A 19,867-nucleotide genomic window follows, 5' to 3' on the forward strand; every position below is an offset into this window, starting at 1 on the left:
AGCATCATTGCGCTCCATTTAATTGTTCCTCTATCTTTGTTCATCGCCTTCACTCCTTATTGTTTATGCCCGCCTACTAATTTAGCGCGTGTCAGTGCAGTACCGGCTTCCGTATAGGAAACCGCACGCAATATCGCTGTTGTGCCGTATTTTGTACGTAAACGGTCCATCGTTTCTCCAAGCTTGCGGTTACGCCAACGCATTTCATCGAACAGGCTGAGCTGCATTGAATATTCGCTTTCAATATTACTTAATGTAATCGTAACTTTGCGTGCCGGTCGTTCGGCGTAAAATTCGTCGAGTAGCTGCTTGCACACTTCGAAAATTTTCAGTGTATCGTTTGTCGGCTCATCGATCGTACGCGAACGATAAAACCCGCCCCCGAAAGCATCTTTACTGTAGCTGAGCCCTAATGAAATCGTCCGACCGATTTTTTTCGCTTCCCGCGCCCGCCTTGCTACGTCTTCGCACATTTCCAGCAATACGACTAAAATTTCCTTTCGACTGCGATAATCGCGCATCAGCATTTGCCCTTTACCGAAGCTGATTTGCCCTTGCATAATCGGAGCACCGACTGTCGAATGATCGATTCCCCATGCATGGTAATAAAGCTGATTGCCGAGAACTCCGAAGCGCTTTTCAAGTAACGCTAAATCGGCATGTGCCAGATCATAGACAGAGTAAATGCCCATATGATTCAGCGACCTTTCTGTACGGCTGCCGATGCCCCACATTGTGGAAAGCGGCATGATCGGCCACAGTTTTTCCGGTACATCATTATATGTCCATTTTGCAAATCCCGACTTTTTTGCTTCGATGTCGAGCGCCAGTTTTGCCATTAGCATATTTGGGCCGAACCCGACTGCACACGGAATTTCAAATTGATTGTAAACGAGCTGCTGAATGTATTTTGCCGTTTCTTCGGGCGGTCCCCATAACTTTTCGGTTCCGGTTAAATCGATAAAACTTTCATCGACGCTATATACATGAATGGCCTCTTTTGGAACGAACTCGTTGAACAGACGTGTAATTTCCATTGATATGCGAATAAATAATGACATCCGCGGCTCAAAAAGACGAATATCCGGATGTGGCGGGATTTCGTATAATCGTGAACCTGTGCGAATATTAAACCGCTTTTTCATCGGAGGAGACGCTGCAAGTACAACACTCCCCTTTTGCTGAAAATTTCCGACAATCGCAATTGGTACTTCCATTACATTTAAATTTTCAACCGATGCAATACAGCTTGCATAAAAACTGCGCATATCAATACAAATAATCGAACGTTCCGGCGCATTTTCATACATATAGCTCATCTCCTAATATCGAACATTTGTTCTTATATTAAAATGAGACGTGTGAGATGGCAAGTGGAAAGTAGTGGTTGTTTTGGTTGGGAGGAATTTTTTTGGTGTATCAGTGAGTTAATTTGCTGCTTAATGTAAAAAAAGCGTACCGGCATTCAACCAGTACGCTTTTAAACTTTATTCTTTTATCACTTTTTCATAAAGACCCGGACGGCGATCTTCGTATACAGGGATGCGGCCGCGCACTTCATCGACTGTTGAAAAATCAACGTCAATAATCGCCAGCTCCTCATCTTCTGCACCTGTCCAAAGCACTTCACCCCACGGTCCGATAATCATTGACTGACCATTGAAATTTTCCACTTTACGGGCAATACGATTTACCGCAACGACGAAGCACTGGTTTTCAATTGCTCGTGCCTGCAGTAATATTTTCCAGTGATCGATACGTGGTGTCGGCCATTGTGCTGGTATGAACAGCACCTTAGCACCATCCAACGCATGAGAACGAAGCCATTCCGGGAAGCGAATGTCATAGCAAATCGCTCCGCCTGCTTCAAGCTCGCCTAATGCGAAACGGTTCATGTCACTGCCGGATTCCAAATACAAATGCTCATCCATTAAGCGGAATAAATGTACTTTACTGTACTCGCCGACTAATTCACCATCGCGATTGTACGTGTACATCGTATTGTAAAACTTATCATCACGCTTCACCGATACCGACCCACCTACAATATGTACCGCTAATTCTTTTGAAAGACTGCTTAAAAATGCTTTCGTACGTTCACCATTTTCGTCTGCCAGCTCTTCCAGTTTTTCGAGCGCATAGCCCGTATTCCACATTTCCGGTAATACAATGATTTCAGCACCGCCTGCTGCGGCTTCGCGAATAAATTTCTCCGCGCGTTCATAGTTTTCATCTACCTTGCCAAAACCAACATTCAATTGAATACAACCGATTTTCATAACTGCCACCACCTTAAAAATTCCGTGCGAATCTATTTTCGCATATTCGTACTCATTGTAACATCTCACTTCAAGTTGTCAAAATCTTCACTTTACTTAAATGAAGTTTTAGACTAACATTAAGCTTACTATTTTTCAGAGGTGATAAAGAATGATCGAATTCTCGGAAAAGCTGCAACAGTTACCACCACAGTTTTTCGCAGCACTTGTAAACAAAGTAAATGAAGCGCTTGCTGAAGGGCGCGAAGTTATTAATTTAGGTCAGGGAAATCCGGACCAGCCAACACCGGCACATATTATTGAAGCACTGCAAAATGCGGCAAACGACCCGCAAACACATAAATATTCCCCATTCCGTGGTATTGCAGAGCTCAAGCAAGCAGCTGCGGACTTCTATAAACGTGAATATAACGTCGACATTGATCCCGCTACAGAGGTGGCCATCCTTGGCGGAACGAAAATCGGTTTAGTCGAACTTCCGCTTGGACTCCTGAATCCTGGCGATTATATGCTCCTCCCAGATCCGGGTTATCCGGATTACTTATCCGGTGTCGCACTTGCAGATGTAAAGTTTGATACGATGCCGCTTCAAGAGGAAAATCACTTTTTGCCAGATTATGAAGCATTATCCGCAGATATTAAACAACGGGCAAAATTGATGTATTTAAACTATCCGAATAACCCGACTGGCGGTGTCGCAACGCATGATTTTTTTGAACAGACCGTACAGTTCGCTAAAGAAAATAACATTGCGGTTGCCCATGACTTCGCTTACGGAGCACTAGGCTTTGATGGTGAGCGCCCGCCAAGCTTCCTGCAGGCACCCGGTGCAAAAGAAGTCGGCATTGAGCTTTATACATTGTCAAAATCGTACAATATGGCAGGCTGGCGTATTGGATTTGCTGTCGGTAATACAAAAATGATTGAAGCAATCAATATTATTCAGGACCACCTGTTTTGCAGCCAGTTCCCTGCGATTCAGCATGCAGCAGCAGTTGCACTGAATGAGGAGCAATCTTGTGTAGAGGAATTGCGTGCATTATATGAGCGTCGCCGCAATGTACTCGTTGAAGAAGCCCATAAAATCGGCTGGGAAATCACGGCACCGAAAGGCTCATTCTTTGCATGGCTCCCTGTTCCAGCACCATATACGAGTGAACTATTTGCCGACTTTTTACTGGAGAGAGCGGATATTGCCGTTGCAGCCGGCAATGGGTTTGGTGAGCATGGTGAAGGCTATATTCGCGTCGGGCTGCTCGTCGATGAAGAACGTTTGCGCGAAGCAATGCAGCGTGTCGCGAAGCTTGGTCTGTTTGAGGAGAAGGTTTTGAAATAACTTTGGATTATTCTTTATCGGAAATGCGGTATTTTATTTGCCGCATTTTTGTTGTTTATTCCTCAATTCCATTTAAATAATCCTCAATTCATACTCAATAATCCTCACTTGCTCTTACTTAATCCTCAGTTCACTATTTATAATCCTCAATATGCACCAATTAATCCTCAAATCCACTTTTAAATAAAAAAACTCAGCACCATCAAAAACAGTGCTGAGCTTAACATCGTTTATTTAATTACTTCTAACTCGCGGCCTACTTTTTCGTAAATCGCTAATGCTTCATCGAGCATTTCTTTCGTATGTGCCGCTGTTGGCATATTGCGCACGCGACCTGTTCCTTTTGGTACTGTCGGGAACACGATTGCTTTTGCGTACACACCTTCTTCAAGCAAGCGTTTCGAGAATTGTTGTGTCAGCTTTTCTTCGCCGATAATACATGGTGTAATCGGTGTTTCGGATTCACCGATATTAAAGCCAAGTTTTGCTAATCCGTCTTTTAAATATTGACCGTTTTCCCATAGCTTATCATGAAGCTCTGTTGATTCCATGATCATCTCTACCGCGCGTGTAATGGCAGCAACATCCCCTGGTGGTAATGCTGTTGAAAATAAAAACGGACGAGAGCGGACTTTTAGCCAGTCGATCAGATTTTTCTTCCCTGCTACATAGCCGCCGACAACACCGATTGCTTTTGATAATGTACCGATTTGGAAGTCGATATCGTGTTGCAGACCGAAATGCTTCACTGTTCCGGCACCTTTACCTGTAACGCCTGAACCATGTGCATCGTCCACATACGTGATTAAATCAAATTCTTTTGCGATTTCCACGATTTCCGGAAGCTTGGCAATATCGCCATCCATCGAGAAAACACCGTCTGTAATGACCATTACTTTATTGTAAAGGCCTGATTCTGTTGCATCTTTTGCTTTTGCTCGTAAATCATCCATATCCGCATGCGCAAATGGAATGATTTTTGCTTTAGATAAACGGCAGCCGTCGATAATTGAAGCATGGTTTAATGCATCCGATAAAATCGCATCATTTTTATCCATAACAGCAGAAATTGCCGCCATATTACAATTGAAGCCTGATTGATAGCTGATTGCTGCTTCTGTACCTTTAAATTTCGCTAATGTTTCTTCCAGTTTTACGTGTAGATCGAGCGTGCCGTTAATTGTACGAACAGCACCTGCACCAACACCATATGTGGCGATTGTGTCCTGAGCAATCTTTTTCAGCTCTTCGTTCGTCGCCAAACCTAAGTAGTTGTTTGAGGACAGGTTCACAAGCTGTTTGCCTCCAACTTTAATAATTGGACCGTTTGCTCCTTCTACCGGATCGATTTCGTTGTATAAACCTTGTGCTTGTAGTGCCAGTAAGTTTTCATCTAAAAAGGTGTTTAATACGTTTGACATGCGCGTTCATCCTTTCGATATCTATTTCCACTATATTTTAGCACAGAGAATGAAAATTTTATGTAAGTGGCTCTCCGATTATTTCCTCTAGCTTTCTTTTAAAGAAAAACAGTGACGGCTGAATGACATAACCTGTGCCAAGCGCTAAAATAACCGTCCCGAAACCAACAGGACCACCAAGCAACCATCCGGCACCTGTCGCAAAAACTTCCATTACGAGCCGCCCTGTTTTCACAGAATAACCTTTACTCGCAATAATCATCATAATCGTATCTCGCGGACCTTCGCCAAGGCTTGCCGCAATATAGAGTGCACAGCCAAAGCTCATTACAAAAAAGCCGGCTGTAAAATATGCAAGTTCCAGTACAAATATATTCGTCTCTGGCAAGAGCCAGTTGAACAAATCAATAAATGAACCGATGAACAGCATATTTAAAAACGTCGCAAGCTTCGGAATGCGTTTTAAATAAATCGAAGTCCCGATAATAATCGTGAGACCCGTTAAAATGGACCAAGAACCTATCGTCAACCCAATTTGCTTATAAAGACCAATATGGAAAACATCCCATGGAGCTGTCCCGACAACATTCCCTTTAATCGTCATCGTAATACCAAGTGCCATGATCATCATTCCTACAAAAAAACTTCCCCATTGCCATTTAAATTTCTTCGACACAACAATCCTTCTTTCTATGGTGAGACAATCGATGCAAATTTCCCGTTCGTTGCCTTTTGTAAATCTTCTGGTGCAAGCTTGATCTGCATCCCGATTTTTCCTGCACTGACAATCATATAATCAAGTGCAGTTGCAGCTTCCTCAATAATTGTCGGAAACAGCTTTTTCATCCCGATCGGCGAGCAGCCCCCGCGAATATAACCGGTTAAACCAAGCAGCTCCTTAACAGGGAGCATCTCGATTTTCTTTTGCCCTACCACTTTTGCGGCGGCCTTTAAATTCAATTCCGCATCAACCGGAATGACGAAAACAAAATAATTGCCCTTTCCTGCAGTAGCGACCAATGTTTTATAGACGTGAAGGGCAGGCTGGCCGATTTTGCCTGCAACAGTCAATCCATCCACCGCTTCTCCGTCGTTGATCGTATATTCAAAGATTTCGTGTGCGATTTTTTTCTGCTCAATTAAACGAACTGCATTTGTTTTTGCCTGCTTCTTCGCCAAAAAGACCACTCCATATTCTCAACTTTGGAAATATTATACCACTGAATGATTTGCTAAGTGCTGCTTCAATGCAATTTTATAATTTACTTAAATGTAAAAAACCCACTCCATATGAGCGGGCTTAGTGTCATGCAATTTGGGAGAAAACCGATTCCTCTGTCAAACGGTAACCGTTGTTCACCATTGCAATATGGGCACTGTATTTTCGTGCAGCTAGATTGAATGAACGCTGGAATAACCGCTTTTCCAACTCTTGACCAAATATCGACTGCGCATCTGGATTACGTGCAAAATCCTTTTGGAACTTTTCCGGTATTGTAAAGGAAAGAGATTCGTTAGACAACGGGAGTGCTTCCTCGGATTGTACTTGCTCTGTATGTTCGTTTTGAGTGTTTTCCGGCATTAGCGGAATGGAGGTTGATACATTTGCTGCTGCAAGTAAATCTTGAGATGAAGGGACAGCTGATGCTAGACGCATATTATCCAATGTTGGTGTTTGTGTATACGTGATGTCATTTGCCACTGCAAGATTATCGGCCTGCTCGGCATTATCCTGTGTGAGCAAATCTTTTTCAGTTTTACCGGAAAGAAGGTTTTCCAGCACTTTTAGCAATGGATTTTTACTTGGGTCCGTATATTGTGCATGCTTTTTATATACTTCGCCCGCCTCTTTGCGCAACTGGGAGCGTTTTCTTTCATCTAACTCTGAACTAAAGCCTCGTGCCAAGCTATTAATCTTCATCTTCTTCACCCTTTTTGTAAAAGTTGCATTAATTTTTTATTAATATACCAACATATACTGCATTTATATAGAAGATATTCACCGATTGTCATATTCAGAACTTTCCTACCAACCTTTTCTGCTCTCTTAACCTACAAAATGGACTATCTGTTATTTTTAATTCAAGTACCCATTACCTATAATAAAAAAACAATCTTTACACTGCCTTTATAGTACGGAAACAATTCCGGTTTAAAATTAAGAATCATTACTACAGGTAGGGGCACTCCATTGAAAACAATAATAAATTCAAAACTGAATAGCTCGATCGACTTCAAGGAAATGATGCAGCGGATTCTATTAAAGAGCAAAACGATCCGTCATCTATCCCGGTCAGTAGCATTGAAAAATATCATTGCACAGGAGGCAATGAATACATATTTTCAGCCTATTTATGATGTAAAAAACAATATGACATTTGGTTTTGAAGCATTGAACCGTCCTATTGCACTTAAGCTTTTTCAGACGGCCGATATTTTCTATGAATTTGTCGGTCAAACAGATAAAGTATTTTTGTTTGAATGCTTTTGCCGAAACCTTTCGCTCGTGCGCTATCATAAAAAATTACTCAATTACAAAACAACCAAAGATATCACCTTGTTTATCAACATCCATCCAAATGTTTTGCTCGATAAAAATTATCATAGCGGCGAAACGAGGGCTTTACTGGAGAAATTGAACATTTCCCCTGAGCAGGTTGTATTTGAGCTGACGGAGCGCAGCGCTGTCGGAGATTTCGAGGAATTTGCACGAGTCCTTTCCCACTACCGGTCACAAGGATATCGCATTGCGGTTGATGATGTCGGTTCAGGCTACAATAGTTTGAAAACATTAATTTACTTAAAGCCGGAATTTATTAAGCTGGATCGCTCACTTATTCAAAATATCGATCAGCATAAAGCACAGCAGCAACTTTTAACAGTTATTTTAAATTATGCGATCGAATCGGGGACAAAAGTAATTGCTGAAGGAATTGAAACAAAGCCGGAATATGAATTCATCCAATCAGTTGGCGTTCATTACGCTCAAGGCTATGCAATCGGGCGCCCTCATGAAGATTTAATAGAAGGAAGTAATCCGATTCCCAAATGAAAACCGGAAAATATAATAGGCGACTGAATATCCTTTATCGGATGTTCAGTCGCCTAAATATTATTAGTTAATATCCGTTGAAATTCACAAATTCACCGACCGGTTTACGGTAACCTCGCGCGCGTACTTTATCTACGCTTTTCCCAATCGTAATCATCATAACCGGCTCTAAATGATCTGGAATACTGAACTCTTTTCGTAATTCATCGACATTATGGACATGCATTGGGCATGTATCAAATCCGTAATGCTTGGCACTCATCATAAAGAGCATGGCGTGAATCCCTGCATTTCGCATCAGTTCTAAATTTAATTCATGCGGATTGTTTTTTAAGCCGTCACTATACCCTTTAATCAATTCCATCGTCATGTCATATTCCACTTCATCCATCATTTTCAGCATTTTTAATGGACTGTAGATTTTTTCGACTTGCGGCATTTCAATGCTGTTTTTATTACCCATAACAATAACAACACCGCTTGCCGTATGGATTTTATATTGGTTGTAGCTTAATTCCTTTACTCTTTCCTTCTTCTCTTGATCTGTAATTACCAAATAATTCGTAAACTGCAGGTTGTATGCGCTTGGAGCCAGCTTTGTCAGCTCAAATATATTTTTAAAATCCTCTTCTGTCATTTGTTCGTTTTCAATAAAGTTCATTGCGGAATGGCGAGATTTTACTAATTCTTCAAAGTTCATATTATACTACCTCTTCCTTGTAATTTATTTCAAATTAAAGTATCTTTATTTCGAGATAAATTTACCATATTATAAATTTAGTTGTCAATAATTTCATTTCTTTTAGTCGATTGAGAAGTAGTAGAAAGTCCATACTTTCTATAGGAATTCAATTATTTATAAAAAATATTTGAAAGTAACTGGAGATGAAGAAAATGAAATTCGAAAACAAAATCATCATTGTCACTGGCGCAGCAGGAGGTATTGGTAAAGAGGTTGTAAGAAAACTGGTTAATGAAAAAGCAAAAGTTGTATTGGTCGATCTAAACGAAGACGCGATTAAATCCGTTCAAACAGAACTCTCACTTACAGATGAAAACAGCTTAATCGTAAAAGCTGATGTGTCAAAAGAAGACAATGTAAAAAACTATGTGGATCAAACGATTTCGAAATTCGGCCGAATCGACGGCTTTGTGAATAACGCTGGTGTTGAAGGCCCAGCAAAACCTCTTGAAGAAATTACAGAAAAAGAATTCGACTTTGTATATGGCATTAATGTAAAAGGTGTTCTGTTCGGTTTGAAATATGTATTGCCGGTAATGAAAGAGCAAAAATCCGGTTCTATAGTCAATACTTCATCTGTAGCCGGTTTAATCGGTTCTCCAAGTATGGCACTATATAATTCCTCTAAACATGCTGTAATGGGTCTTAATAAGGTAGCCGCTTTAGAAGCAGCAACGTATAATGTTCGTGTAAATACGGTAAATCCAGGTGTGATCAATACACAAATGATGCGTAAAATTGAATCAAATGTTGCGCCGGGCGCTGCTGAGGCAGCTCAAGCAGCCTACAATGATGCTGTACCGATGAAACGCTATGGTGAACCGGAAGAAGTAGCAAATGTTATTGCTTTCTTACTTTCAGATGAAGCCTCTTATGTAAGTTCTTCATCGTTCACAATTGACGGCGCTTTATACAATGTTTAAATGCAAATAAAAGGAAAACCAAAAGAGGCCCATTCTTTTGGTTTTTTCCCAGTTTTTTTATTCCCTACAAAACTCGTCAATCCTGCCACCGCAAGTTATATATGTTAATATAAAATCGTTATTCTCAAGCACTATCGGAGGTTTATAGAAATGAAGATAAATAAAGGCGTATTCTTTGTACTGCTTGGTGCAGGATGCTTTGGTTTTACACCGGTGTTTGCCAAAATGGGATTCGGCCACGGCTACTCACTTGGTCAAATCAATCTTGTCCAAATGGTCATTTCCTTTCTGCTGTTATGGTCGATCGCTTTCTTAAAAGGGGTCGGGTTGAAGGGACTGGCTAAAAAGAACATCCTTCCAATTATGATTACCGGCTGTTTTATTGGTTTAACAAGTATTTTTTATTATGGTGCAATGCAGTATTTACCTGCTTCACTGGCCATCATTTTAATGTTCCAGTTCGTTTGGATCGGCATTATGTTCGAATGGGTTTTCAATAAAATTAAACCCGCGCCGATTACTATATTTGCAATTGTGCTTATTCTTGTCGGTGTATTTTTCGCATCGAATATTTTAACTGGTGATATGCAAGGGCTTCCTATTAAAGGGTTTGTTATGGGCATATTATCTGCCTTTACATATGCTGCCTTTATCTTTTTCAGCGGGAAAGTTGCTGTTGAAGTTCATCCATTAACCCGTACCTCTTTAATGGTGACAGGTTCCACGATTTTAGTATTTATGCTATTTATGAAGGACATCCCTGCTGTATTTCCTCTTGAAGGAAACTTGGTGACGAGCGCTGCCGGGGTTGCATTGTTTGGAGCCGTATTGCCGCCACTGTTTTATGCAGTCGGTGCACCACTCATTTCAGGGGGTTTGGCAAATATATTAACTTCTGTTGAACTGCCTGTCGCGATTTTATCGGCGAGCATTATTTTGGCCGAAACGGTCACACCATTGCAATGGATCGGAATTGTGCTGATCCTCATAGCGATTGTATTAAATGAAATTGGCCCGAACATCATTCGGATGAGAAAAACGTTCAAAGAGAACAATTCTTCATCAGCATAATAAAAATTAATCAGGATGCTAATAAACTGTGCAAAACAGCCGTTGATTAGCGTCTTTTTATTTACAGAAACAAAAAAGCTTATCAATAATTTTCTATTGATAGGCTAAGTTGATATTTCGAGCTTTATATTTAATTATCTGAAGAGATTCAGCATTGCGCCTACTTGTCTCATTGTATTAATTCCATTAGTTAATGTCCCCACATGGCCCATCATTGTATTTAAATTATCCGATAGACCGCTAAAGCGAGACCCTTGCTGTTGTTGCTGCTGTGGAAAAGGGTTGAACTGCTGTTGCTGCTGTGGATAAGGATTGAACTGCTGTTGCCCCTGCCCCTGTCTAGGATTCACTGGATATGGCGGATAAAAAGCTTCCCTCGGTCTTGCAAATTCATTGGATCGAGGCATTCCCATCTGCTGTCTGCCCATTTGCGGTGGAGGACCAAATTGTTGTCCATTTGGCGGAAACATCCCCGCTCTAGAATTTTGCCCAAAAAATGGCATATCATTCACCTCCCTACTAAGTTTGACCTCTAACCTAGTATATGTTCATGATTTTTCGAAATATAGACATTTGAAATACTTGGATGAAACGTTAATTACCCCTAGTCATGCCCCCTTCACCTCCAATAAAAAGAATGCATATGAATAAAGAAAAAGATTGGAGCAATGACATGAACAAATTTAATCCGGAAAGGCTGTCCGTTGAATACAGGGACGATGTTACCGCAACGGAACCTGTTATTTCAAGACATCATACACTCACCCATTCTGATAATACCGGAGAATTATTTTTAACAATCGGAACACAGTTTGCGTGGGACAAAGTGAATAACGATATGAGAGATGAAGTAATTGGCGAATGGAAAACGAATGGGTACTATATTTATTACAACGCCTATGTAATGGTTAACAAAGAAGGACAGGATTCTAATACAGCAATGCGGCGTTATGAAGTATTCAGGCGTGAATTGCCGCTTGCATTGACGGCAATCCGGTATGGTGACCGCTTTATATTCGATGTCTATCCAGCTTTGGACAATGGATTAATCATCGTAAACTTTATATCCACGTACCCACAGTTATATAAACAAGAGACTTTTGGGACTTTCAGCAGTTATTCCACTTTCTTTTAATTTGATGAAATGCGGTAAAATGTAACATTTAAATACAATCCCTTTTATGGTATTAATTGTTAGTGTGTACTGCACAATACTTCACTTTACATGAGAGAGGGAAAAAAATGCTGCATTTAAAAACAATTACAAAAGACAATTGGATAAAAGCAATCTCGCTAAAAGTACGGGAGGATCAAGTGAATTTTGTAGCCACGAATGCGGTGTCTCTGGCACAGCTGAACTTTCTGGAAAATTTCCATGCGAAAGGAATTTACTTTGGTGAAGAAATGGTGGGGTTCACACTTTATGGTCTTGATGATGATGAACATGAGTACTGGATTTACCGTATGATGATCGACCAGAAATATCAGGGGAAAGGTTATGGCAAAGCTGCGGTTCAGCTCGTTATAGAGGATATTCAGACAATGAAAGAACCTCATCATCAAACGATTAGCCTTTCCTATGAACCTGACAATGAGCATGCGAAGCGCATCTATGAAAAAATGGGCTTCCAGGAAATAGAAGGCCTTGTTATTGAAGGTGAGCAAGTCGCACGCTATACGTTTTAGGAGAAACAGCGATGCGAATAATAAAGATGGTGTTACTTGCGTTACTGGCGATTCCAGCGTTCTTTATTTTAATACTCACGATTGCTTCATTTGATTATTTTTACTACCCGATTATCGGCTTCAAAGCAGAGAATGCCGCAGAAGCTTCTCTTGAAGAAAAGTATAATGAAGACTTTGTGATTGATGAATCCACCTATTCCAAACCATTGGGCAATGATTTCGGGGACTACCATATCATCGCACATCCAAAAAAGAAGCCTGATCTGGAAGTTACGGTTTCGGTTAGTGAGGATATGGAACCGTTTTACGATACGTATCTGGAAATGCATTGGCGTGATGAACTGAATATGCGCTTCGGGTTGCTGTATGAAGAACTTTATGGAACTGTCGAAAATTATTCCTATATGGTAAATGTGTCGTTTACCGATGAAATCGAAGTACGATATGACCATAACGACACGTACTAAGATATTTTGCAAAAAGAAGCTAACGGTATCGGAAATATTGTCTTTGCAAATGTTATTCTGGAATCCTCTAACAATATAAACGACCAGCTGGAGAAAATCTATAAGATGATTCAGCATTTTAAAGAGCAGAATTTAAATTACTTCAACATAGAAATTGTGTTCTTTAATGAAGATTTGCAAAAACAGCTGACAAAAAAGGACCGCAAACTTCCCTATAATGAATTTAACTTCAAACATATAGATGATAGAGCTGCCCGATTTTATTTTTCTTTTGAATCAGAGGATGCGGAGTCCGTAAAGGAACTGAATCAGCTAAAATCTCCCGCTGATTTGAAGCAGTATGTTAAAGTTATGAATTGAAATTAGCATTCAATGATGAAACCCACTTATACAGTTAAGTGGGTTTTTCCCCGCAATATACTGACACGCTCTCATGTATTCCTTTTAACACTTCTTCTGGCAATTTTCTGATTGTTATATCCGCTCCTAGAAACAGAAGCCAATTCGTCATCTCTACTATGTCTTCCTCGTTTTTAGTATTGATAAAAGCCTCTAGAATGGCTGTCGTTTGGTAAGGATTTGTATAGGAAATAGAGAGCTTTAAAGGATGATATTTTTTAAACTGTGCAATTGCTTTTGGACCAAGCTCAAGTACAAGGTTATTCTCTTTACTCCGTTCACTAAGCTTTTCTAAAATTTCCTTCTTACTGATTCTATTTTTCCCCTCGTCCGGTTTTACATCGATAAGATGCGAGACAGGAAAAATCCGACTCTTTTCCTCACCTGCATCATAGCCTTCTATCAGCCAGTTCCCCATTTCATGATGAAGGTACAAGAGATAAATTGAATATGTTTTCGTTAATTTCCCTTCTTTGACTGAAATAATTAAATAGCGGTCAATCAGAAGTGTTTGTATAAGCTTTTCTATCACAGGATCAGGTAAATCGGATAAATCCAGCAAATCCGGGTTGTGAGGGTTCGTCCCTTCAAAAAGCAAGATTTGGTTTAATAGCACAAGGTCGTCTTGCTGGTTTTCTGAAATTAAACCGAGTAACTTCTCTGCTAATGACTGACGACTTTTTAAATATGGAAGTTGTTGATTTCTTGTTGCCATAAAGGCAATAAAAAGAGCTTTAATCTCATTATCTGTAAAGCGAACAGCGGGGAGCACAGAATTATGTAAAACACTATAACCCCCTTCTCTTCCGACTTCAGCGACAAGAGGCATCCCGATAGCTTCAATTTCTCTAATATCTCGGATAGCCGTTGAACGCGAGATATTAAACTCTTGCATAATTTCAGAAATGGTAAAGTGGGCCCGGTTATTGATATACCGCATGATTATATTAATCCGTTCAACTTTTTTCATTGGTGCCTCCGAAACAGTATCATATTTTGACATGATTTATGGCTATTATAAACTTATCAAGTAAAAAAACAAATCTTGATTAAAACAAAATTGAAAGAAGGATTATAATATGGCAAATTACACGATTGAAGAGAAGGACAGCTTTGTTGTTTTAGGTTTTGGAACAGAACTAAAGAGCGATTACACAGACTATATGGGGATAAATAAAGAAAAGGCCGATTTTTGGCAAGCGGTCAATGAGGATGGAAGACTGGATGAATTAAAGGCTGTAGCTGCAAACGACTATATTTTTATCGTGAATGAAGCAGTGAATAATAAGATGATGCATTATGCCGGGGTTCTGACTGATAAAACATTACCAGAGGCAACTAGAGTCATTCAATTTCCTAAAGGAGAGTACGTAGTTGTTAAAGGGGAAGCTCCTACTGCAGAAGAGTTGGCCAATACTGTTACAGGAATTGCGTTCGGACAAGCGTTACAAGAAGCAACGGATTATGCCTATGTAGGAGGTCCAAACGCAGCAGTTGTGATGGGGCAACAAAACGGTCAGGTATACGGGGAAATGTGGATTCCGGTTATTAAGAAATAAAGAAAATGAAACGGTCCAAAATTAAAACGAAGTCCGGTACACTCCCGGACTCCGTTTACTTAAAGTTTTCTAATGAAACAACTGTGTTTACCTAATGCTTTCTGAATTCAGCTCAAGTTGTACAAGGTTCTCTTCCAAAGCATTTTGCATAAAATGGCTCGGTTTCCCTACGCTGTACAACTGTAGCACGTGCATTGCTCTTGTACAGGCTGTATAAAAAATTCTGCGTAAACTTTCATCTCCATATACGTTTTCGGATACGTCGTAAATGATGACTGCTTCAAATTCGATTCCCTTCGCTAAATAAGACGGAATGACTACAACTCCTTGCTCGAATTCCGCTGTACCGCTTTTTATCAGCTTAATCCCGTCAATTTTATCTAACGTCTCAAATGCTGTCTTACTTTCTTCTGCTGATTTGCAAATAACTGCGATACTGCCATAGCCTTCACTTTGCAATTCCGAAATCTTAGACATAATACGCTGGTGCAATCCTGTATGGTTTTCCGCTTGGTTTAATACCGGCAACTCGCCTGCGCGTTCAAATGGAATGATTTTTTCTCCATTTGCAATAAGACTCCGTGTAAATTCAATAATCGGCTTCGTCGAACGATAACTTCGGTTCATGTTGACAACTTCCGTCTCTTCTTCTCCATAAAGGTGGTTAAGGAGTTGAAAATCTACCACTCCACTCGCATGGGCAAAAATAGCCTGGTTAAAATCACCTAGCACTGTCATTTTCGCAGAAGGGAATAAGCGCTTCAGAAATTCAAATTGAAACGGCGAATAATCCTGCGCTTCATCAATGAGAATATGCTTGATCGAACGGTTTGTCTGAAAGCCTTGAATCAATTCCTGCAAAAACAGAAATGGTGTCGCGTCTTCATAATACAGCGTTCCCGCTTCCAGCATTTGAATTGTATCTTCACATATCGCTTCCCACTCATCTGGTACTTCTACATTTAATCGCTGTTGCATTAATAATGGAACTTTAAAAAGCTGTTTATAAATGCCTTCTAAATCAATAAAGTCCAGTGTTTGAATTTGTTTTCTTACTGCCTTCAATTTCAGGCGGACGATTACTTGAATAAGCGCATCATGATCCATTTCATAATTAGCCTGCTCTTCTCGTTCAAAGCCTTTTTTCTTAGCTAAATATTTGTGAATTTTATGATACGTCTCATCGCTTAGCAGCTCTATTTCCTCCTCTACCCATGGCTGAGAACGTTCAATTTTTTCTATTTCTTTAATTTTCTTCATTAGCCAATCTTTCAGTTTTTCAAGTCTGCTTTGGAAGCTCAGTGAAATATGATCCCCATAAAACTTCTCCGACAATTGTTGTGCCGAAATAATTGTTTTCCCTCTGAACTTTACATCTTTAAATAGCAGGTCCGATTTTTCCAAAGTTTCTCTGTATAGTTTGATCGCCTCAACATATTTAACAGATGCTTTAAATTGAATGCCTTTAATCCTTGCGCTATACGAAGGGCTGTTTGCTGCAGTCAGCACATATTCCAGTTGATGAAATGGATTTTCTAAGTGGAAATCTTTACTTAAACGGTGATCCAAATACTCCTGAAATGTAACTTGCTGCATATTTTCTTCCCCAAGCTCAGGAAGTACGTTGGAAACATAGCTATTAAACATAGCATTCGGTGAAAATAATATAATTTGGTCAGCTTTTATCCGGTCCCGGTATTTATACAAAAGAAACGCGATTCTTTGTAATGCAGCCGAGGTTTTACCACTGCCGGCTGCACCATGCACGATGAGCATACGCCCCTGATCATGGCGAATAATACGGTTTTGATCCTTTTGAATCGTTGCTACGATGCTTTGCATATACTTATCCGCGCCTTTTCCAAGCACCTTCTGTAAAATTTCGTCACCAATCGTGAGACTTGTGTCAAACATAGATTGCAGTTCACCGTCACGAATAACGTATTGCCACTTTTTCTCGAGATCACCGTGAACTTTGCCCCCAGGCGTTGTATACTGTGCGGGACCAGGTTCATAATCATAATAGACGCTTGAAATCGGTGCTCTCCAGTCATAAATCAGGAAGTCCTCTCCACTTGCATCCATCAGAGATGAAATACCAATATAAATTTTCTCCTGCTCTGAAAAACCTTCTTCAAGGAAATCAATTCGTCCAAAATAAGGAACTGACTTCATCCGATTCAAGACAGCTAATCTTTTGGATGCGTGATGATGCGTACTTTCGCCAACAGCTAATGCCTGCGCTTCTTGTCTTAAGTTAATAACTGTTTCCAAAAAGTCATCAAACGAATCCGTATTCACCTTGATTTCATCCCAAAAATGCTTACGAGTATTTACTACTTCATTTCGGAGCTTTAACGTTTCTGATTCCAGTTGAAGTGTTTGATCATTAATTACATTCACAACACTACTTAACCGCCTTTGTTCGTCCAGAAAATCTGCTTTCATAACATTCACTCCTTGAAAATATTTAAGAGTTGACTAATAAAGAATTTTTATATATAATTAAAATAAGGGATAATATACACATGAATATTATTTCGCGCATATCTATATAAATTTACCACGTGTCAGCATATTTTACAATGCTTTTGGCAGGTGTATTTTTTTGTTTGTAAATAAGGCCAATTTAAATACGGTTCATAGCAGAAGAAATTACTTGCGATTCACTTCTTATTATATTTAGAAAAAGAACCACCCAATTGTTGATGGACAACGAATTGGGTGGTTCTTTTCAGAAATCGCAGCCCCTTTGCATGATGGCTTACGATTTATTTATCATCCGTTCAAATTCACTTTATTGCTAGGTAATTATTTGACTCCTTTTGTCCAATCAGCAACTTTAGCTTCATTTTCATCAATCCATTTTTTGGCTGCATCTTTCGGATCAATTCCTTCCATAATATCGTACATAACACTTTCTATATCTTCTGGCGTCCAGTGGAAATTATCGAGAACACTGTATGCCCCAGGATTATCCTCTTTGAATCCATTCCGCGCAAATGTGCCGATATACTCTTCAGTTCCGTACATCCCTTTAGGGTCATCTAAATATTTCAGATCAAATAAGTTAAATTTCCAGTGAGGAGACCAACCTGTCACTATGATTTCTTCTTTGTTCTCAATCGCTTGTTTAAGAGCCCCTGTCATTGCTACTGAAGATGAGCTTAGTACTGTCCACCCTTCAAGATTTGGGTATATCTCATACGCCTTTTCTGTAGTTCCTGTTATATTTGCACCTGGTTCAATGCCCGTTATCGTTTTACCCGCTTCATCTGTTAAATCTTCGATGGAGTCCACATCCATATAACTAGGGACTACTAACCCAATTTTTCCGCCTAACAGATTTTCACCTAAATTATCTATACGGCCTTTGTACTTCTCAACTTGCGGGGCGTGCGTCTGAGGTAGCCAAGCTGAAACCATGCCATCAACCTCTCCATTTGCAAGGGCTTCCCACATAATGCCATTATCTAAAGGCGTCAGTGTTACATAATATCCTAAATCTTCCAGAACTTGTCCTACTACATGAGTGGAGGCAACTTCAGTCTCCCATTCAACATAGGCTAAGTTGACAGCTTGCTTTTTTGTTCCTTCAACTTCCGAAGAACACGCAGCTAATAATAAACTTAGACCTAAAATTAATCCTAGCTTTAATAAACTAATGCGTTTCATAAAATCTCCCTTTCTGATTGTTTTGTTGGCGTGTGTCTTATGTAAAAATTTACATCTACTAACAACCTATAATTATAAAGGGGTTGTTACTTTTGTCAAATAGGTAATTATTACGGATATTTTATATTTTTTCAAAAAAAAAACCGCCCAAGCGTTGTTCATCAACAACTAGGCGGTTCTTTCAGAAATGTATTGTGATAACGAAGTGTCATTTAATACCCATCCACAAAATGAGAAATGGTTTCTAATTCCTCTTCGGTAAGTTCCCTTTTTACATAGTCTCCGTATTTCTTCACTATTTTCTTCTGATCCCCATTACAATCCTCTGTATATTTTGCAATCGTTCTAAGCATAGCAACTTCCAGATCGAAATCTTCTTTTGAAATTGGTTGTTGATGTGAAGGAATATAAATTTCTGCATCAAATGTGTCCAATAAATCTAATACTCGTAACGTTTCACTAATTGTATAGTGTACTTTTTCAGCATACAATCTCGGATAAATGCAGTCCCCAAGGAACAGAATCTTCTCTTCTTTAATATACACAATGACAGAATCTGCAGCATGATCTCCTCCAACATGCTGTACGATACAAGTTACACCACCTAGATCTATCTCTGCTCTATTCTCTATTGTAATATCCGGCAAAGTAATTTTTATGCTCCGGTGATTTTTGTATTCTTCCTTAATTGCTTTAGCACAAAATTCAATTTCCACGCCTTCCTTTACTCGTGCATTTATAGCTTCATTAGACCACGAAAACGGGATAAGCTTCTCCATTTCGCTTTTAGTTTCTTTGGACGCAATTGAAACAGCATCAGATAATGCGGAAAGCCCAAAAATATGGTCCCAATGCCAATGCGTTACAACAACTAGATCCGGATTAGAAATTCCCCTTTTATTAAGTTCCTCCAAAAAATAATTTACATGTTCTTCCGAGTTGCCTGCATCAATCATTAAAGTCTTTTTACTGCCAACTACCATTCCTAAAATTGGGCGGTCAGTCGACGATACTGGAGTGATATACCAAAAACTTTTCCCTAATTTGTGTACAGAGTGCATAAGGTCGCCCCTTTCTAATTATAATTTGAGTTAAGTGATGTTTCTATTCCTCATATTTCATTATAAAGATGGAATCCAACAAACAGGCTTACTGTTTTATAAATTACATTCTTTATAATACCTACAGTCGGATTACCTAGTAAGTATATTGTTTTCGTTTCAATAACAATCTAAATTTTCAGTATAACAAATAAAT

General features: G+C 39.6%; 21 protein-coding genes. 9 read left to right on the forward strand and 12 right to left on the reverse strand.

The features are described from left to right. Positions 1-56 precede the first annotated feature (56 nt). On the reverse strand, positions 57-1,310 hold the full coding sequence (locus ABS917_RS08245) for a Y-family DNA polymerase (protein WP_350478556.1): 1,254 nt from the start codon (positions 1,308-1,310) through the stop codon (positions 57-59). Between the two features lie 177 nt (positions 1,311-1,487). Then, complete coding sequence (locus ABS917_RS08250; RefSeq protein ID WP_350478557.1) at positions 1,488-2,279, reverse strand: carbon-nitrogen family hydrolase; 792 nt, start codon at positions 2,277-2,279, stop codon at positions 1,488-1,490. Between the two features lie 151 nt (positions 2,280-2,430). On the opposite strand from ABS917_RS08250, the gene ABS917_RS08255 reads away from it, so the two are divergent. Then, a complete protein-coding gene (locus ABS917_RS08255; protein ID WP_483316052.1) occupies positions 2,431-3,615 on the forward strand; it encodes an aminotransferase class I/II-fold pyridoxal phosphate-dependent enzyme in 1,185 nt (394 codons plus the stop codon). A gap of 230 nt (positions 3,616-3,845) precedes the next feature. Here ABS917_RS08255 and ABS917_RS08260 read toward each other — a convergent pair whose 3' ends face one another. From ABS917_RS08260 to ABS917_RS08275, 4 genes are all read right to left on the reverse strand, one after another. After that, positions 3,846-5,036, reverse strand: coding sequence for a glycine C-acetyltransferase (locus ABS917_RS08260; protein ID WP_350478558.1), 1,191 nt, complete (start codon positions 5,034-5,036; stop codon positions 3,846-3,848). Positions 5,037-5,094: 58 nt separating this feature from the next. Then, the gene (locus ABS917_RS08265) at positions 5,095-5,712 is read right to left on the reverse strand and encodes a YczE/YyaS/YitT family protein (protein WP_350478559.1); all 618 of its coding nucleotides are present in this window, start codon (positions 5,710-5,712) and stop codon (positions 5,095-5,097) included. 14 nt (positions 5,713-5,726) lie between these two features. Next, positions 5,727-6,215, reverse strand: a complete 489-nt coding sequence (gene ybaK / locus ABS917_RS08270) for a Cys-tRNA(Pro) deacylase (RefSeq protein WP_350478560.1) — start codon at positions 6,213-6,215, stop codon at positions 5,727-5,729. A gap of 127 nt (positions 6,216-6,342) precedes the next feature. Next, positions 6,343-6,957, reverse strand: coding sequence for a hypothetical protein (locus ABS917_RS08275; protein ID WP_350478561.1), 615 nt, complete (start codon positions 6,955-6,957; stop codon positions 6,343-6,345). A 270-nt stretch (positions 6,958-7,227) separates the two neighbouring features. On the opposite strand from ABS917_RS08275, the gene ABS917_RS08280 reads away from it, so the two are divergent. Further along, complete coding sequence (locus tag ABS917_RS08280) at positions 7,228-8,088, forward strand: EAL domain-containing protein (RefSeq protein ID WP_350478562.1); 861 nt, start codon at positions 7,228-7,230, stop codon at positions 8,086-8,088. Between the two features lie 67 nt (positions 8,089-8,155). On the opposite strand, the gene ABS917_RS08285 is transcribed toward ABS917_RS08280, so the two are convergent. Beyond that, the gene (locus ABS917_RS08285) at positions 8,156-8,788 is read right to left on the reverse strand and encodes a nitroreductase family protein (protein ID WP_350478563.1); all 633 of its coding nucleotides are present in this window, start codon (positions 8,786-8,788) and stop codon (positions 8,156-8,158) included. A gap of 194 nt (positions 8,789-8,982) precedes the next feature. Here ABS917_RS08285 and ABS917_RS08290 point away from each other — a divergent pair, with 194 nt between their 5' ends. After that, positions 8,983-9,753 (forward strand): SDR family NAD(P)-dependent oxidoreductase, encoded by a 771-nt coding sequence (locus ABS917_RS08290; RefSeq protein WP_350478564.1) that lies wholly within the window; start codon positions 8,983-8,985, stop codon positions 9,751-9,753. A 150-nt stretch (positions 9,754-9,903) separates the two neighbouring features. Beyond that, a complete protein-coding gene (locus ABS917_RS08295; protein ID WP_350478565.1) occupies positions 9,904-10,824 on the forward strand; it encodes an EamA family transporter in 921 nt (306 codons plus the stop codon). Positions 10,825-10,958: 134 nt separating this feature from the next. Here the strand turns inward: ABS917_RS08295 and ABS917_RS08300 are convergent, their stop codons facing one another. After that, entirely contained in the window at positions 10,959-11,327 is a 369-nt protein-coding gene (locus ABS917_RS08300; protein ID WP_350478566.1) for a hypothetical protein, read from the reverse strand. A gap of 170 nt (positions 11,328-11,497) precedes the next feature. On the opposite strand from ABS917_RS08300, the gene ABS917_RS08305 reads away from it, so the two are divergent. The 4 genes from ABS917_RS08305 (at position 11,498) to ABS917_RS08320 (ending at position 13,337) form a co-directional block, all read left to right on the forward strand. Then, positions 11,498-11,959: a staygreen family protein gene (locus tag ABS917_RS08305; RefSeq protein WP_350478567.1), complete on the forward strand. Its 462-nt coding sequence runs from the start codon at positions 11,498-11,500 to the stop codon at positions 11,957-11,959. 107 nt (positions 11,960-12,066) lie between these two features. Then, positions 12,067-12,510, forward strand: a complete 444-nt coding sequence (locus ABS917_RS08310; RefSeq protein WP_350478568.1) for a GNAT family N-acetyltransferase — start codon at positions 12,067-12,069, stop codon at positions 12,508-12,510. 11 nt (positions 12,511-12,521) lie between these two features. Next, on the forward strand, positions 12,522-12,977 hold the full coding sequence (locus tag ABS917_RS08315; protein WP_350478569.1) for a hypothetical protein: 456 nt from the start codon (positions 12,522-12,524) through the stop codon (positions 12,975-12,977). Between the two features lie 6 nt (positions 12,978-12,983). Continuing rightward, on the forward strand, positions 12,984-13,337 hold the full coding sequence (locus tag ABS917_RS08320; protein ID WP_350478570.1) for a hypothetical protein: 354 nt from the start codon (positions 12,984-12,986) through the stop codon (positions 13,335-13,337). Between the two features lie 34 nt (positions 13,338-13,371). Here ABS917_RS08320 and ABS917_RS08325 read toward each other — a convergent pair whose 3' ends face one another. Continuing rightward, the gene (locus ABS917_RS08325; RefSeq protein WP_350478571.1) at positions 13,372-14,346 is read right to left on the reverse strand and encodes a helix-turn-helix transcriptional regulator; all 975 of its coding nucleotides are present in this window, start codon (positions 14,344-14,346) and stop codon (positions 13,372-13,374) included. A 109-nt stretch (positions 14,347-14,455) separates the two neighbouring features. Here ABS917_RS08325 and ABS917_RS08330 point away from each other — a divergent pair, with 109 nt between their 5' ends. Further along, positions 14,456-14,935, forward strand: coding sequence for a GyrI-like domain-containing protein (locus ABS917_RS08330; protein ID WP_350478572.1), 480 nt, complete (start codon positions 14,456-14,458; stop codon positions 14,933-14,935). Between the two features lie 87 nt (positions 14,936-15,022). On the opposite strand, the gene helD is transcribed toward ABS917_RS08330, so the two are convergent. The 3 genes from helD to ABS917_RS08345 form a co-directional block, all read right to left on the reverse strand. Next, positions 15,023-17,383: an RNA polymerase recycling motor HelD gene (gene helD / locus ABS917_RS08335; protein WP_350478573.1), complete on the reverse strand. Its 2,361-nt coding sequence runs from the start codon at positions 17,381-17,383 to the stop codon at positions 15,023-15,025. A gap of 363 nt (positions 17,384-17,746) precedes the next feature. After that, complete coding sequence (locus ABS917_RS08340; RefSeq protein WP_350478574.1) at positions 17,747-18,610, reverse strand: glycine betaine ABC transporter substrate-binding protein; 864 nt, start codon at positions 18,608-18,610, stop codon at positions 17,747-17,749. Between the two features lie 212 nt (positions 18,611-18,822). Then, positions 18,823-19,671 carry an MBL fold metallo-hydrolase gene (locus tag ABS917_RS08345; RefSeq protein ID WP_350478575.1) on the reverse strand — a complete coding sequence of 283 codons (849 nt, stop codon included), beginning with the start codon at positions 19,669-19,671 and terminating at the stop codon, positions 18,823-18,825. Positions 19,672-19,867 lie beyond the last annotated feature (196 nt).

Source organism: Solibacillus sp. (assembly GCF_040273735.1).
Classification (GTDB): Bacteria; Bacillota; Bacilli; order Bacillales_A; family Planococcaceae; genus Solibacillus.